The 14,793-nt window shown below is 48.7% G+C and carries 20 protein-coding genes and 1 riboswitch; of the genes, 13 read left to right on the forward strand and 7 right to left on the reverse strand.

Annotated features, from left to right (window positions below; all coding sequences use genetic code 11):
* Window positions 1–16: 16 nt before the first annotated feature.
* The 3 genes from IRJ25_RS00105 to IRJ25_RS00115 form a co-directional block, all read right to left on the reverse strand.
* On the reverse strand, window positions 17–877 hold the full coding sequence (locus tag IRJ25_RS00105) for an Hsp33 family molecular chaperone HslO (RefSeq protein WP_269317500.1): 861 nt from the start codon (window positions 875–877) through the stop codon (window positions 17–19).
* 113 nt (window positions 878–990) lie between these two features.
* Entirely contained in the window at window positions 991–1,677 is a 687-nt protein-coding gene (locus IRJ25_RS00110) for an IS30 family transposase (RefSeq protein WP_214784094.1), read from the reverse strand.
* Window positions 1,678–1,778: 101 nt separating this feature from the next.
* Complete coding sequence (locus IRJ25_RS00115) at window positions 1,779–2,009, reverse strand: VOC family protein (RefSeq protein ID WP_269317501.1); 231 nt, start codon at window positions 2,007–2,009, stop codon at window positions 1,779–1,781.
* 118 nt (window positions 2,010–2,127) lie between these two features.
* Here IRJ25_RS00115 and IRJ25_RS00120 point away from each other — a divergent pair, with 118 nt between their 5' ends.
* Window positions 2,128–2,604 carry a GNAT family N-acetyltransferase gene (locus IRJ25_RS00120; RefSeq protein WP_214784091.1) on the forward strand — a complete coding sequence of 159 codons (477 nt, stop codon included), beginning with the start codon at window positions 2,128–2,130 and terminating at the stop codon, window positions 2,602–2,604.
* On the opposite strand, the gene IRJ25_RS00125 is transcribed toward IRJ25_RS00120, so the two are convergent.
* Window positions 2,599–2,862 (reverse strand): hypothetical protein, encoded by a 264-nt coding sequence (locus tag IRJ25_RS00125; RefSeq protein ID WP_214784088.1) that lies wholly within the window; start codon window positions 2,860–2,862, stop codon window positions 2,599–2,601. The two genes, IRJ25_RS00120 and IRJ25_RS00125, sit on opposite strands and share 6 nt — an antisense overlap.
* A 60-nt stretch (window positions 2,863–2,922) precedes the next feature.
* Complete coding sequence (thiW, locus tag IRJ25_RS00130) at window positions 2,923–3,408, reverse strand: energy coupling factor transporter S component ThiW (RefSeq protein ID WP_047794734.1); 486 nt, start codon at window positions 3,406–3,408, stop codon at window positions 2,923–2,925.
* Between the two features lie 66 nt (window positions 3,409–3,474).
* A riboswitch (TPP riboswitch) is annotated at window positions 3,475–3,573 on the reverse strand.
* A 39-nt stretch (window positions 3,574–3,612) separates the two neighbouring features.
* Here thiW and IRJ25_RS00135 point away from each other — a divergent pair.
* Window positions 3,613–4,572, forward strand: a complete 960-nt coding sequence (locus IRJ25_RS00135) for a phosphotransferase family protein (RefSeq protein ID WP_196431413.1) — start codon at window positions 3,613–3,615, stop codon at window positions 4,570–4,572.
* Here IRJ25_RS00135 and IRJ25_RS00140 read toward each other — a convergent pair.
* Together IRJ25_RS00140 and IRJ25_RS00145 are read right to left on the reverse strand one after the other, a co-directional pair.
* Entirely contained in the window at window positions 4,569–5,309 is a 741-nt protein-coding gene (locus IRJ25_RS00140; RefSeq protein WP_012727618.1) for a hypothetical protein, read from the reverse strand. The two genes, IRJ25_RS00135 and IRJ25_RS00140, sit on opposite strands and share 4 nt — an antisense overlap.
* A 73-nt stretch (window positions 5,310–5,382) precedes the next feature.
* A complete protein-coding gene (locus IRJ25_RS00145) occupies window positions 5,383–6,075 on the reverse strand; it encodes a hypothetical protein (protein WP_031421902.1) in 693 nt (230 codons plus the stop codon).
* 93 nt (window positions 6,076–6,168) lie between these two features.
* Between IRJ25_RS00145 and IRJ25_RS00150 the strand changes: the two genes are divergently transcribed.
* The 11 genes from IRJ25_RS00150 (at window position 6,169) to IRJ25_RS00200 (ending at window position 14,761) form a co-directional block, all read left to right on the forward strand.
* Window positions 6,169–7,089, forward strand: coding sequence for an AAA family ATPase (locus IRJ25_RS00150; protein WP_214784082.1), 921 nt, complete (start codon window positions 6,169–6,171; stop codon window positions 7,087–7,089).
* Window positions 7,090–7,091: 2 nt separating this feature from the next.
* The gene (locus IRJ25_RS00155; protein WP_074035404.1) at window positions 7,092–8,144 is read left to right on the forward strand and encodes a DUF58 domain-containing protein; all 1,053 of its coding nucleotides are present in this window, start codon (window positions 7,092–7,094) and stop codon (window positions 8,142–8,144) included.
* A gap of 62 nt (window positions 8,145–8,206) precedes the next feature.
* Window positions 8,207–8,746: a DUF402 domain-containing protein gene (locus tag IRJ25_RS00160; protein ID WP_269317502.1), complete on the forward strand. Its 540-nt coding sequence runs from the start codon at window positions 8,207–8,209 to the stop codon at window positions 8,744–8,746.
* Between the two features lie 49 nt (window positions 8,747–8,795).
* Window positions 8,796–9,926, forward strand: a complete 1,131-nt coding sequence (locus IRJ25_RS00165) for a tetratricopeptide repeat protein (protein WP_269317503.1) — start codon at window positions 8,796–8,798, stop codon at window positions 9,924–9,926.
* An 11-nt stretch (window positions 9,927–9,937) separates the two neighbouring features.
* Entirely contained in the window at window positions 9,938–10,369 is a 432-nt protein-coding gene (locus IRJ25_RS00170; RefSeq protein WP_214774034.1) for a GNAT family N-acetyltransferase, read from the forward strand.
* A 131-nt stretch (window positions 10,370–10,500) separates the two neighbouring features.
* Window positions 10,501–10,944: a MarR family winged helix-turn-helix transcriptional regulator gene (locus tag IRJ25_RS00175; protein WP_031421914.1), complete on the forward strand. Its 444-nt coding sequence runs from the start codon at window positions 10,501–10,503 to the stop codon at window positions 10,942–10,944.
* 27 nt (window positions 10,945–10,971) lie between these two features.
* Window positions 10,972–11,964 (forward strand): ring-cleaving dioxygenase, encoded by a 993-nt coding sequence (locus IRJ25_RS00180; RefSeq protein WP_041917956.1) that lies wholly within the window; start codon window positions 10,972–10,974, stop codon window positions 11,962–11,964.
* Window positions 11,961–12,590 carry an NADPH-dependent FMN reductase gene (locus IRJ25_RS00185; RefSeq protein WP_047794742.1) on the forward strand — a complete coding sequence of 210 codons (630 nt, stop codon included), beginning with the start codon at window positions 11,961–11,963 and terminating at the stop codon, window positions 12,588–12,590. Before IRJ25_RS00180 ends, IRJ25_RS00185 begins: the two co-directional genes overlap by 4 nt.
* Before the next feature lie 89 nt (window positions 12,591–12,679).
* Window positions 12,680–13,159 carry a hypothetical protein gene (locus IRJ25_RS00190; RefSeq protein ID WP_269317504.1) on the forward strand — a complete coding sequence of 160 codons (480 nt, stop codon included), beginning with the start codon at window positions 12,680–12,682 and terminating at the stop codon, window positions 13,157–13,159.
* A gap of 40 nt (window positions 13,160–13,199) precedes the next feature.
* The gene (locus tag IRJ25_RS00195) at window positions 13,200–14,267 is read left to right on the forward strand and encodes a saccharopine dehydrogenase family protein (protein ID WP_074035408.1); all 1,068 of its coding nucleotides are present in this window, start codon (window positions 13,200–13,202) and stop codon (window positions 14,265–14,267) included.
* Window positions 14,264–14,761 carry an NUDIX hydrolase gene (locus IRJ25_RS00200; protein ID WP_214784060.1) on the forward strand — a complete coding sequence of 166 codons (498 nt, stop codon included), beginning with the start codon at window positions 14,264–14,266 and terminating at the stop codon, window positions 14,759–14,761. The genes IRJ25_RS00195 and IRJ25_RS00200 overlap by 4 nt, the downstream gene beginning before the upstream one ends.
* Window positions 14,762–14,793: the final 32 nt, after the last annotated feature.

Here is a 14,793-nt window from a genome sequence, read left to right on the forward strand (position 1 = left end):
AACGAGAAATTCGAAGTTAGAAGAGTTGCTGCATCTCCTTTTGCTCAAACGTGTAGGTTTTCCCACAAATATGGCAAAAAGCTTCAATGTCTTCATTTCGTTCCATGCTCCGTTTGATATCCTCTTCACTCAAGGAATAAAGTATGCCATAGAACATTTCTTTACTGCACCCGCAGAAAAATTGACTGGAGCTATGGCCGATAATTTTTGCATCCCCAAACAACTGGATTAACGCTTCTTCGCTGTCACTCGCTTCTTTAGCGTTTAGTTTACTGAAAATATCCGGATTGGCTTTTACAATCATTTTCACTTCTGAAAGCAGGTGTGGTGGTGCACTGGGAAGAAGTTGTGCATACAGTGCATGACTGGAAAGAAGGGAAGCTTCATTATCCAACTGAATGTCGGAATAAAGGTGGGTCGGTGTCTGATCACTCTTCACAAAATAGTTGGCAATATCATCCGTGATATGTTGATTTGGCATATCGGTAATGCTGGTGAATTGATTCATCTCAGAACCTTTTATGACACGGATCATCCCAGAAGGTCCAATCAAATCTTGCATCGACTTTTCTTCTATATTAGAAGTTCTCAAAAGTTCCTCGTTCAAGTATCCTCTGACATTTCCGTTCGCTTCGGCTTCCGCAAAAATCTTATGGTGAGGGTTGCTCAACGTTACCTGGATGCTCATGCGCTGGTTTCCTTTGAGCGTACCAGAGAGTATGCTCATTGCTGATATCGTTTTGCCTAACAGCAGTTTAAGCGGTTTAGGAAGTTCCTGGTTTAAGGCATAGATATCGCGAAGTAGCTGGGTATTATCAATAAAATATAGACGAATCTGTTCTTCATTAATTAATGCCTTAACAATGGCATTTTGCACAACGATTCCCCCTTTGCAAAAGTAAGCTAGTTTTACTATAAAACATTACCCTACGTAAGGTTCAAGGGGGAAATGAAATTTTCACGATAATTGTTTTTAGTTAAGACGGTTTGTCAAATTAAGCGCAACACTTCCTCGGTGAAGGCCTCGTGTGCGGTTTTCCAGTTCAGACATTTTCTCGGCCGCCCGTTGATTTTGGCGAGTGCGTCCGCGAGTTCGTCGTGCGCCACCTGCGCGAAGTCCGTTCCTTTCGGGAAGAACTCGCGGAGGAGCCCGTTGGCGTTCTCGTTGCTCCCCCGTTGCCACGATGAATACGGGTCGGCGAAATACATCGGCACGCCGAGCGACGCCTGGATGCGTTCGTGACCGCTGAACTCCTTGCCACGGTCCGTCGTCGCCGTCTCGAACGTGCCGTCCGGGAAGGCGCCGTGCACCGCATGGATCGCCCGCTCCATCGAGGCCGCGGTGCGGTCCGCGATCGGCAGGGCGAGATAGAACCGGCTCTTCCGCTCGATGAACGTCGCGACGCACGCCTTCGACTTCCCTCGTCCGGAGACGACGGTGTCGAGCTCCCAGTGGCCGAACGTCCGTCGCCCCCTGACCTCTGGCGGCCGTTGCGAGATGGAGAGTCCGATGTTGATGCGCCCGCGCGTCTCGGTCGGCTTTTGACGTTTCCCTTTCTGACGGAGCACGGTCAGGGGCACGTCGATCCGTCTCACGATGGACCGGATGGACATCCCGAGCTCCAGATACGTCTCTATTTTCATGCGTTCCGTTGTGGTAAGATGAATATAGCTCATAGCGATTCCTCAGTCTGAATGTGTGTTGTGGTGACTTCATTCTACACGAGGAAAGCGTCATGGGCTTTTTTTGTGTTCACTTTTGGGTGTTGCACTTAATTTTATAATTCATCATTGAAATAAACATGGGCTTGTCCAGACGCATCCTTAAATGTTGTAGATTGCGTTGAAGTAGTTTGAATCAATCCGAGTTGAGTTGAGCCATCGGGCAGACAGATTCCGATGCCCCCTTCCCAGCGCCCGATTTCTTGGGCATGAAAATAAGTTGTATACCAGTTCAGAGACTGTTCTACATCTGATACGGGAATGAAGATACTTCCGATTCGGAACATAAGATCCCATCCTTTTCTATTGTTAGTGTAGCGAATACAAGCCTTCGAAGATACGGGAGAAGAAACTTTTTACGGGAGAAATCGTATGGAAGAAAGAGAAAATCAATGAGGTGAATGTATGAAAGTAAACGAAATCACGATTCAACCGGTTGATGCAGTCAATCGAGAGGCGGTCATCGCTCTGACAGTGGACGAGAACCAAGCACGATTCATCGAGACGAATGCCGAATCCCTTCAAGAGATGGCTGAGGATACGAAATACAATTGGCAGAGCTTTGCATTTTATGAAGGTGAGCGACCGGTTGGCTTCATGATGATTGGAGCAGAAAACCAGACAGAACGTTACGTGTGGCTCGACCGCTTCATGATTGGTCAACATGAACAGGGGAAAGGCGTTGGAACGAAGTGCCTACGCATGGCAGTGGAATTCATCCAGACACAATACGACGTGGATGATATCATCCTCAGCCTCCATCAAGAAAATGAAGCCGCGAAACGATTTTATGCGAAGAACGGCTTTGTCGACAGCGGCTTAATTGATGAATGGAATGGTGAAGCGATTTGGGTCTATCATACAAAAAACCGACCGTCATGAGTCGGTCGGATTCTCGGATGGACTTGTTTTATGCGTGACATTCATAGCTGCCAAAAAGAAGGGGATAGCGGCAAAGAGAAACAAGGTAACGAACCAGTTTTGGAGAAATGGATCGACAAACGTCGGTTTTTCCAACCAGCTCCCGGTTGAGATTTCGGCGTACCAACGTATGTAGAGTGCGATGCGTTCGAGCGTATATAAGAGTCCGGACAAAAACAGCAAAATACCACCCGCTACAAGTTGATTGAAACGAGACATAAAACCCCTCCTCTATAGATGTTGTCTATAGTTTACCATTTTCATCCAAAAAGGGAGCTTTTATTTGAGTACGCTCGGTCGCAACTGTTTGACACGCGACAAGACGAGCCAACCGAGAAGCGCGCCCGTCAAACTAGAGGCAAGGAACGCCGGGACAAAGAAAAATGCACCGAACGTCGAACCCATCAACAGTTTTGCGTACGGGACGGCAATCAACGAAGCGATAACCCCAGTCCCGATGATTTCTCCGAGAGCGGCCGCATAGACGCGGTTCGTGCGAACGAAGAAAATGCCGGCAAGAAACGCGCCAATCATGCCACCAGGGAAAGCGAGCAGTGATCCTGTGCCGGTCATGACACGAATGAGCCCGGTGACGAAAGCGACGAGAACGGCTCCGATTGGACCGACAGTAACTGCGGCGATCACGTTCACCATATGCTGAATCGGATAAGCACGGGCAACACCTGTGGGAATCGAGATGAACATCGAACCGACGACGGCGATGGCGACGAGCATTGCCATCCAAGTGAGTTGTTGAATACGCATGAATAGTCTCCTTTCAAAATAAAAACGCCACGTTTCCAGACGGAAAAATGGCGTGGACATACAGAGACGTATCCCAAGCCACTTCCCTACGCTGGTATGAGCCAGATCAGGTTCAAAGGGTCCGGCAAATGCCGTCTCAGCCCGAAGGCTCCCCTAGTGGTCGTTTATTGATTTGAGTATAGCATAAATTGGAAGGGGACGAATATGGAACAACTATCTGTTTTCTGGGAAAACACTGATCTCAAGCATGAGTTTGATCAGTGGATTGATGAATATATTTCGAATGAGACGTGGCATCTAGAAAAAGATACGGATTTGACGTATCTGGTTCATGGCAACGGCGTCTATGCTAAAGCGGTCACTTCAATCAGTCAGAGTGAAGGAATGTTGTCACAATATCTTGCTCATATGTTGCCTGGGCTCGTGCCAGACGTAGTCGCTGTGCATCCGGTTCATCCATGGTTCATCTTGCGAAAAGTTTCCGGTCACCCGTTACGTGATGTACCTGATCAGGAACAGTATGAGGTTGCGCTACGAGAGTATGCCAAATTACAGCAACGAATGAGTGGTGAGACGGAGCAACTTTTAAAAATGGGGGTTCCAGACCGTCGTCCGTCTATGCTCAGGGAGGAAATCGAATCGACGTTCGTTGAGATGAGTCTAAATCTGGAGCGGGTGCAGCGGGAAGAAGTGTTGGCACTAAAACCTGAACTTCTGTCGATGTGTGAAGAACTAGAAAGTGGTATACCGATGAGTCTCGACCACGGCGATTTGCATGGAGGGAATATTTTCTGGGAGCCTGAAAGCAATCAACCGGTGATTCTCGATTGGGGAGATGCGACAATCACACATCCATTCTTTAGCATGCGTGTCTTTTGGAACATCTTGTTCGATTTATTGCCGGAAGAGGACGATACATTATGGATAGAGAAAATCCATGAGTTACGAAAGGTTTATTTGAAAGAATGGAGACACGTCGCGCCAACAGAAATACTCGAGCGTCATATGAAGATTGCGGAGGAATTGGGATGCGTGTATCGGGCCATCTCATGGCACACCTACGTCACAGCACATCGTCGGGACAAAAAAGATTCCAGCGACAAACCGGCACAATGGCTCAAGTTGTTGCTGGAATATCGTAAGTTACAACGTGACACGCATTAACTTTCATTCTTGGCTAACAGGTCCACATAGTCCTTCTCGTTCCAAAAGAGCGGTGAGATGGATTCGGGGCCTTTTAAAATTTCTCCGTCCTGATCATATACGATGGCATACCCGCTCTCGACATCGAATACGAACAAGTCGGCAGTGACTTCGGTTACACCGTTCCCGGCAATGATCACGTCATCGATTGGCTCCCGTGCCAGTTCGACGCCCGCTTCATCGAGTTCGACGAGGAGGGCTGACGTGTAGGCATGGCGGTCATAGACCGTTTGGAATTCATCCTGCGTGAGGACGACATCGGTAGGTGGGGCACTTGTACCGAATTTCCGATTTTCAATCTCTTCGACGTATTGAAGGAAGGATTCCTCTTGCCAAAATAGCGGAGCGACCGACTCAGAACCATTGATCACCGTTCCGTCCTGACTATCGAAAATGGTAGCATACGTCCCGTCATCGAGCTTGAATGGGTAAATATCCGCATACGTATGCTCGAGGCCGTTGCCTGCGATGATGACCCGTTCGAATGTCTCCCGAAACGGTTTGATTCCTTGTTGTTCAAGGGCAGTAAGGAGCGGTTTCGTTTGTTCGTATTGGTCATAGACGTCTTTAAAGTCCTCACGCGTCCATTCGGTGATGGGTTCATCGGGTGATTCGATTGGGGTTGGATTGTCTGCCACCGTATCTGTACAACCCGTGAGTAAAAGTGCACTTAATCCGAATATCGCCCATCGTCTCATGTTTCCATCCCCTTAACTGACATTTTCCACCATTTTATCATTCATGATGAAAAAGCAGAACCTGTGCACATTCTCACTCGGGGTGAGGACGTGTCGCGTAGGTATCGAGTGTTCTCTTGAAGTGAAGTGTATCTTCTTCAGAAATCGTCACACCTGAAGAGGTGCCGTAGCGAACCGCATGATAAACGGACGGGTTCATCGGTAAATCGATGCGTTGGAACCACTCTTGCAATGTCTCATGAGCACGCAATCGCTTGACTGGTACGAGAGATTGGTTGAATGTGATCAGTGCATCGCGAATCGGGACGTTCGTGAACGCTGTGAGCGTCGAAACGGACGAGGCGTTCTTGTGTTGTAGCGATTCTACAAGCGGGTCTATGCTTGAATCATCATCATCTCGTGCGTTCGTCAAATGCCGTTTTCGTTTTCGATAGACATAGAAACTGAAGCAACAGAATGCGATCAAAGCGACGAATAGTCCGAGATTTCGTCGTGTTGATTCTCCAGATCCCGTGATTCTCTCAAAAAAGTGATGTTTTCCTTTTTGAGGATCCAATTCAAACGGGTAATCTGCTTTGGATTCACCAATTAAAATTCCATCATCCTCATCCGATAGGAGATCAGTTGGAAGACTATGACTTTCCTCGACCGGTATCGTTTCCGGGTTATAGAGCCACTCGAATACACTCGTCGCAATCACCATTATCGTAAAGGTGCCGAGGAGTGTGGCGACAATCATGAGAAGAAACTTGTTCGTCCAGCGCAAGAGGGTACCTCCTTTTGAATTTTCAGACTATTTGTTGTTTATCTTACCATAAAAAGGTAAAGTTTGATTAAGACAAAAAATGGAGGTCGTCATATGGGCATGGAGCAGGTCATCAAACAGTTGAACGAAGTGTATTTAGGAAAAGAGGATGTCGTACGCCTCTGTTGTACGGCGTTACTCGCGGAAGGACATATTCTATTAGAAGATGTGCCAGGCACGGGAAAAACGTTACTTGCCAAAACAATTGCGGCTAGCTTCGACGGGGTGTTTTCCCGGATTCAATTCACGGCCGACTTGTTACCGTCTGATGTGATCGGAGCAGACTATTTCAACATGCAGACGCAGACGTTCGATCATCGCCAAGGACCAATCTTTGCGAACATCGTCTTGATTGATGAAATCAACCGAGCGGTTCCACGAACGCAGTCCGCCTTGCTTGAGGCGATGGAAGAACGACAAGTTTCCATCGGGGGAGAGACATATCCGATGCCGAAACCATTTTTCGTCATCGCGACGCAAAACCCGATTGAATCAGCGGGGACGTTCCCCTTACCGGATGCCCAACTCGATCGCTTCTTGATTTCGATTCCAGTCGGTTATCCTGATTTTTCGGAAGAGAGAGAACTCCTCTTACAAGTGATGCGCCAAACGAGGAAAACCGTAGAGGCGGTTGCGACGTTAGACGAGTTACGCCGTGCTCAGGAGGAAGTGAAGCAAGTATCGATTCAAGATGATGTCCTCGATTACTTACTCGGGCTCGTTCACGCGACCCGGGAACATGCATCCGTCGAGGTCGGTGTCAGTCCACGTGGAGCCATCGCGCTCATGCGAGCGTCTCAAAGTTATGCCTATCTGAACGATCGATTGTACGTCATTCCGGAAGATGTGAAAGCCGTGGCACCTTATGTCTTGTCCCATCGTTTGACGTTGACGCTTGAAGGAGGCATCAAATCGACGAAACAGGACATTATCCGTTACATCTTAGACACCGTCTCTGTGCCGGTAGAGGGCTGAAGATGACCTTCTCGACACATAACGCCCTACAGAAACAATGGATTCCGGTTTATGGATTCGCTGGGGTGATTCTCGTATTCGTCCCGTACATGGAGATTGTCGGATATGCGCTTTGTTTACTTGCGGGCATCGTTTGGTTCTTTGAACGGACACGGAAACAGTTGGAACAAGCTCTTCGGCTTCACATACATAGCCATGAATCCCTTCTCTTTGTCGGGGATGAGACGGAGGTACAACTGATTTTAGATGGAAGTGAAGTCGTCGAACGACTCGGGCTTCCGGTTCGTGTTCGGCTGAAATCCAATACAGCGCTCAGTTTTCCAGCCCACGACCGGTCCCCGAATAGTTTGGATTTGACATTACGGACAGATCAGGCTCGTCAGATGCTTCACATTCAAGCCGAATTCCGAGGTCCTGCCTACATCGAAGAATGCATACTTGCTGTGACGCTCCCGTTTCATCTCGGGACGTACTTACTCGAGTGCCCCATCGAGAAGCGGTGGACGGTATTACCGTCCCTTACGTTACACCCACCGGTCGGCACGAAACGTTTAGCGCTTGGTGACCGGCCTTTGACCGCATCACCACTTCGGAATCCACTGCAGGTTCTGGGGTCAAAGCCTTATGAAGGGGAACCGGTAAAAGAGATTGACTGGGTCGCGACGGCAAAACTTGGACGAGTCCAGTCGAAAGTCTTTCAAAAGACATCGCTCGATACGTTCACGTTCGCAGTCGATTTGAGTGGGCCGTCCGGCTACACGTTACATCACGACTTCGAGTCGATCATCAGCCAAGTCGCATATGTGACGACCCGACTCTTAAAAGAAGAGTGTAAAGTCGAGCTGTTCATCAACCGCTTCAACGGGGAAGGGAAGATGGAACATATCTCTCTTCAAGAGGGAGAGCGAGGTTCACGCCTCATCCTCTTGATGCTGGCCGACCTCCATCCCGGGAACCGTTTCATCTCGACAGACGCGTTCGTCCGTATGGTCGAGCGGAAACGCTTGAAGCAAAGTCATCTCGTCTGGTTCAATCAGCATAACCTGTATGACTAACAAGGAACTTTCCTTCTTCTGGCGAACTGTATCATACAGAGATGACCAAAGGGGAGATCCATATGGCAAAACGAAAGTATGCGAATCGACGAGACTGGGAACGGATTTTAAAGAACCGCTACGCGCAAATTCGTGTTCAGACGGAACAATTTTCAGGCGTCGTCGCCTTATTCCAAATCGATGAGGTTCGGGCACCATTATATAAAAAGCATAAAGGGGAAGAATTCATCGTGGCGGATGCCGGGTTTGCTTGGCTCCAATATTTCCCGGACAATGAACCGTTCGGTGTGACAGCGATGATCAATCCGGAAGGCGAAATCGTGCAGTGGTATATCGACCTCGTTGACCGAATCGGCGAAGAAGAGGGTATCCCTTATATGGATGACTTGTTGCTCGATATTCTCGTGTTTCCAAATGGGGATATCGTCAAAAAGGATGAGGATGAGTTCGAAGAGGCGGCCGAAAGCGGTGAGCTGACGCCTGAACAAATCGAACGTGGATGGCGTGAATTCGAAGCGACGCTCGAACGGATCGAACGTGGAGACTTCATCTACTTTGATTTGGCGAAAGGACATTACGAACAGTTAAAACAAAAGCTATGAGCGAATTCACTCTCTCTGCTACAGTAAGAGCGTAGGAGGGGGAGTTTTTATGAAAAAAATTGAAATCGAGACGTGGGCACGACGTAAGCACTTCGAGTTTTTCAAAGCGTTTGATGCGCCACATTTCAACGTGACGGCAAACGTAGATGTCACGAACCTATATACATATGCCAAGGAGAGCAACCAATCGTTCTTCAAACTCTTTTTATACGGTGCGGTGAGAGCGGCGAACGCGATTCCGGAATTGCGCTATCGCATCCGTGGTGAAGAGGTCGTCGAACACGAGGTGGTCCACCCTTCGTTCACGGTCATGTTAGACGAGGATGTCTTCAACTTTTGTGCGGCGATGTTTTATCAAGATTTACCGACATTCTTACAAGAAGTGACGACGCGGATGGAGCGAACTGCCGATGAAGTCGTGGTCGGGGATGACGAGCCCGACGACTTACTGTATATCACGAGTGTTCCGTGGGTCACGTTCACGAGTATCATGCACCCGACGCATCAGCAACAACATGACAGCGTGCCGCGCATCGCCTGGGGCAAGTTCGAACGTCAAGGCGAGCGTCTGGTTATGCCGTTATCCGTCCAAGCCCATCATGCACTCGTCGATGGGGTACATATCGGTAAGTATTATGAAACGTTACAAGCATGGTTAAATCAAGAATTTGCACAGGAGGGGACCGACGTGACAGAAGAGAATGAGTTTGATCGAGCCGTTCGTCTCCGTGAGGAGGGACAACTTGAGCAGGCGAAGCAACTGTTCTTGTCGCTCTTGGGGAAAGATGAAAAGAATCCGAGGCTACATGCGTACTGTGCGTGGTGCTATGACTCGCTCGGTGAAGAACGTCAAGCGGTCCCGCATTATGAACGGGCCATCCGACTCGGGTTGACGGGGGAAGAGTTGGCGGAATCATATCTCGGACTCGGCAGTACGTATCGGGCACTCGGACGATACACGGAAGCGGAACAGTTATTTGAAGAGGCAATCGAGCAATTCCCGAATCACGGGGCGCTCAAGGTATTTCAAGCGATGACCCATTACAACGTCGGTCGCCATGAAGAAGCGACGGGAACATTACTTGAGCTGCTTGCAAGTCCGAAAGCGGACGAAAGCATCGCGCGGTACCGCCGTGCCATCGCATTTTATGCAAGAAACTTAAATGAGACATATGACTAAAGGAGAATGACATGATTTCATTACGCCCGATCGATGCACAAAATTGGTATACATGCTGTCAATTGGCACTAAGTGACCAACAACAGTCGTATATGGAGCCGAATGCGATTTCGTTACTTCAAGCGATGTACGAACCGACGCTACGCCCGCGCGCAATTTATGAGGACGAGACGATGGTCGGTTTCCTCATGTACAATACAGAGCTTGAAGAGTTGGATGCATGGTGGATTTACCGAATCATGATCGACCATGCTCATCAAGGCAAAGGGATTGGTCGACAGGCGACAGAGCTGATGCTTGAAGAAATCGGCGAGGGGAAACCGATTGTCGTCGGCTATCACCCCGAGAACGAGGCAGCGCATCACTTATATGAAAGCCTAGGATTCGTTGATGAGGGCCATCGATTCGGTCGTGAAATGGCTGTAATTCGGCGAGGGGAATGAGACGGGAACAACCCGTCTCATTTTTTTGAATCAAATCGATTGACGGGAAAATCTTCGCATGATATATTTATCTCGAATTAAAGATATTTAAATTTAAGTTAATGGCTCTCTTGGACAAAGGAGGGAGACAGATGGAACCATCTGATGCATTAAAAACAATTACTGTGCTGTTACGTGCCTCTCAGTCGTTACAAGACCTTGTGAAGCAGGAAGTGGCGTCTTACGGATTGAACGCGACCGAGTTCGCCGTACTCGAGTTTTTATATCATAAAGGAGATCAACCGATTCAAGTCATCGGGAAGAAAATTCTCCTCTCGAGCGGAAGTATGACGTACGTCGTGGACCGGTTAGAAGAAAAAGGGTATCTCATTCGTAAGGCTTGTCCGAGCGATCGTCGCATCACATACGCGGCGCTGACGGATGACGGAGAGCGCTTGATGCAAGATATTTTCCCTAAGCATACGGAGCATATGAACGCCGTGTTTGAAGGGATGCAATTAAACGAAACGATTGAACAGTTGAAACAAATAGGAAAGCGGGCAGAAGCCGCAAAAAATTTTAATCATGTATCTTGAAATCAAGATATAAAAGGAGAGAGAATGATGAATCATGTTAAAGGAATTCACCACGTCACAGCAATCACGAGTAGTGCCGAAAAAAACTACGATTTCTTCACTCACGTGTTAGGCATGCGTTTGGTGAAAAAAACGGTCAACCAGGACGACATTCAAACGTATCACTTATTCTTTGCGGACGATAAAGGAAACGCAGGGACAGACATGACCTTCTTCGACTTCCCAGGTATCCCGAAAGGTAAGCACGGAACAAATGAGATCGCGAAGACGTCGTTCCGCGTACCAACAGATGAAGCGTTGACGTATTGGGTCCGTCGATTCGACCGTCTCGGTGTCGAGCACGAAGGGATTCAAGAACAGTTCGGGAAGAAGACACTCTCGTTCATCGACTTTGATGAGCAGGCGTATCAACTCATCTCGGATGAGTTCAACGAAGGCATCGCGTCGGGCGAGCCGTGGAAGAACGGTCCAATCCCGCTTGAATACGCGATCACGGGACTCGGTCCAATCTTTATTCGCATCGCCGATATCACATATTTCAAACAAGTGATGGAGCAAGTGATGCTGTTTAAAGAGATCGGGCGAGAAGGTGATGTGTATCTCTTTGAAGGAGGTGAAGGTGGAAACGGAGCGCAAGTGATCGTCATTCACGACGAGACATCTCCACAAGCGCGTCAAGGGTTCGGTACCGTGCACCATGTCGCATTCCGTGTCGAAGACCGTAGCGTCCTCGATGAATGGACAGCACGTCTCCAACAGTTCGGTTTGCCGACTTCTGGCTACGTCGATCGCTTCTTCTTTGAATCATCCTATGCACGTGTCGCGCCGCAAATCTTGTTCGAATGGGCGACAGATGGACCTGGATTCATGGGAGACGAGCCGTACGAGACGGTCGGTGAGAAGTTGTCACTCCCGCCGTTCCTCGAAGCGAAACGTTCGCAAATCGAGGCGATGGTACGACCAATCGATACGGTCAGAAGCACGAAAACATTTGAGAAAGAATATGAGGGCATGAAATGAGTTTCTTAAATCGCTTGTTTGGAAAATCAGATGCATCACAACATAACCAAGGAGGAACTACTATGTTAAACATCGGAATCGTACTCGGATCAACTCGTGAAGGTCGCGTCAGTCCACAAGTCGGGGAATGGGTGAAAGAACTCGCCAACAAACGTGGCGATGCCAACTATGAAGTCATCGACATCGCAGACTACAACTTGCCACTTCTCGGCGAAGCGGGTCAGGACGCATCTGGCGTTGCAGCCTGGTCGGAGAAAATTGCGCAAATGGACGGATTCATCTTCATCGTCCAAGAATATAACCATTCCATCTCAGCATCTCTTAAAAACGCACTCGACTACTTACGCGTCGAATGGAACAACAAAGCAGCCGGAATCGTCTCATACGGTTCTGTTGGTGGAGCACGGGCAACAGAACATTTACGGGGCATTTTGAGTGAATTGTCAATCGCTCACGTACGTGTCCATCCTGCACTCTCACTCTTCACGGACTTCGAGAACGGTACGCATTTCGCTCCGAAAGAAGTTCAAGCACAATCGGTCAACGATATGCTCGACCAACTCCTTCCATGGACGGAAGCGATGCAATCGGTCCGTACGAAAGCCGGAGAAGTTGCAAACAATTAACAAATCGCGAAGCCAGCCTGAATTTAGGCTGGTTTTTGTGCGTTTTCAGAACAGGTCGTGTAAAGTTGGAAGGGATTAGGGGAGTGCAGATGTGGAATCGTAAAATCGTCACAGCATCCATCGCTTCGCCCGTCTATGCGATTCTGTTAGCGTGTGGGGTCACTATGATGGGTCTACGAGAAAATGGAGGGATGAGTGGCGTACTGAATGGCTTCCTTTTGATGACGGTTGCCTATGTAGCGGTCAGTTTTCCGATCATGTTGACCTACGGTGTCGTGACCTCATGGTGCAGTGACTGGTTGGCGAATCGGTTCAGTTCGAAACGATTCAGGTGGTTCACTTCGTTTGTTTTACATATACTATTCGGACTCGTCTTGTCATGGCTCAGTCTTCTCGCAGCGACCTTGTTTTACTTGGTGGATTGTCTACTACAGCATCGGGGAGACATAACAAAACTACAAACAGTGAAAAGTCTGCTCATCCCAATCGGATATTTGCTTATTGTAACGGGAAGTGTGTATATCATCGATGTCATCCAAGATCTTTTCGTTCGATTCAACTTCTTTTAGGGAAACGAACAAGGATACATTAACATAAGGAGGGGTAAAAATGAGATGGATGATTTATGGGGCGAATGGCTATACGGGTGAGCTGATTGCACGACAAGCCGCTCGTGACGGAATGCGTCCGGTTCTTGCCGGACGAAACGCAAGAGCGATTCATCGCCTAGGAGATGAACTGGGTTGCGAAACATCGATTTTCGCATTGAGTCGTGAAGCCGCAATCGAGGCGCTTCACGATGTAGATTTAGTCCTTCATTGTGCAGGTCCTTTCACGGATACGAGCCAAGTGATGATCGAGGCATGTCTAGAGACAGGTACGCATTACTTAGATATTACCGGGGAAATCGACGTGTTCGAATATGTCCATTCTAAACAGCGAGCGGCTCAAGCCAAAGAACGTGGTGTGATTTTATGCTCGGGTGTCGGATTTGATGTCATTCCGACCGACTGTGTCGCGCGGAAATTAAAAGAGTTGATACCGGATGCGACAACACTCGCTCTTGGCTTTTCGGCGGCAGCCGGCATCTCACCAGGAACCATGAAGACGGCCGTTCGTGGACTAGGGTCGAGTAGTGTGGAACGTGTGAACGGCAAATTATCATCATTTCCAATTGGGGCAAAGCGGAGAACGATTGATTTTGGTCGCGGAAGCCGTACCGCCATTGCGATTCCGTGGGGAGACGTTTCGACCGCCTACTACACGACGGACATTCCGAATATTACGACTTGGGTTCCTGTACCGACAGCGGCCGCCTATGCTGCTCGCGCTTTGTCATGGTTCAGCCCGATTCTCGGAAAAGAGGCCGTGCAGGAACGATTGCTCCGTTATGTCGACGAAAACGTATCGGGACCAGACGAGGCTGTACGTGAAAAATCATCGACGTACGTATGGGGCGAAGCAACGAATGAGGAAGGACGAAAAGTAGTCGTCCGTATTCAAACGGCAAGTACGTATGCCTTCACCGTGTACGGGGCGCTCGCCGTCGTCAAGCGGTTGCTCGGTTCGGGTGGGATGCTTGCCGGAAGCTTTACACCAGCCATGCTATTCGGATCTCACTTTATCGAAGAGATTCAAGGTTCCTCTTCGTTCGTGATTGATGAGATTCGTCCATGAATCGAGAAGTATGGGATTTACTCGACGAAAACCGGCAACCGCTCGGTCGAACGCACTTTCGTGGGGATGAATTAGAGCCGCATACGTTTCACACGGTCATCGAAGTGTTCACGTTCGATCCAGATGGGAGATTATTGCTGTCGAAGCGTCATCCGGATAAGACGTATCCGCTTCTTTGGGAAGGGACGGGCGGCTCGATTTTGGCTGGGGAAACGAGTCGACAAGGTGCGGTCCGTGAGCTAAAAGAAGAGTTGGGACTATATGTATTGCCTGAGCAACTCCGGTTCGTGACAACGATTAAGCGGGGCACATATTTCTTGGATATGTATTGTCTCGTGTGCGAGAAACCAATCGACTTCGAACAACTGTCACTGCAAGCAGATGAAGTCGTCGATGTGACGTTACAAGAATGGGAAACAGTCCTTGAGTGTGTAGAACTTGTTCCTTCTGTCCGGGAACGGCTGATTCAATACGGTCATCTCATCCGACCGTGAACATATGCTACACTCAACATGGAATATACAAG

It is taken from the genome of Exiguobacterium sp. KJ 601, assembly GCF_027161185.1.
Lineage (GTDB): Bacteria > Bacillota > Bacilli > Exiguobacteriales > Exiguobacteriaceae > Exiguobacterium > Exiguobacterium profundum.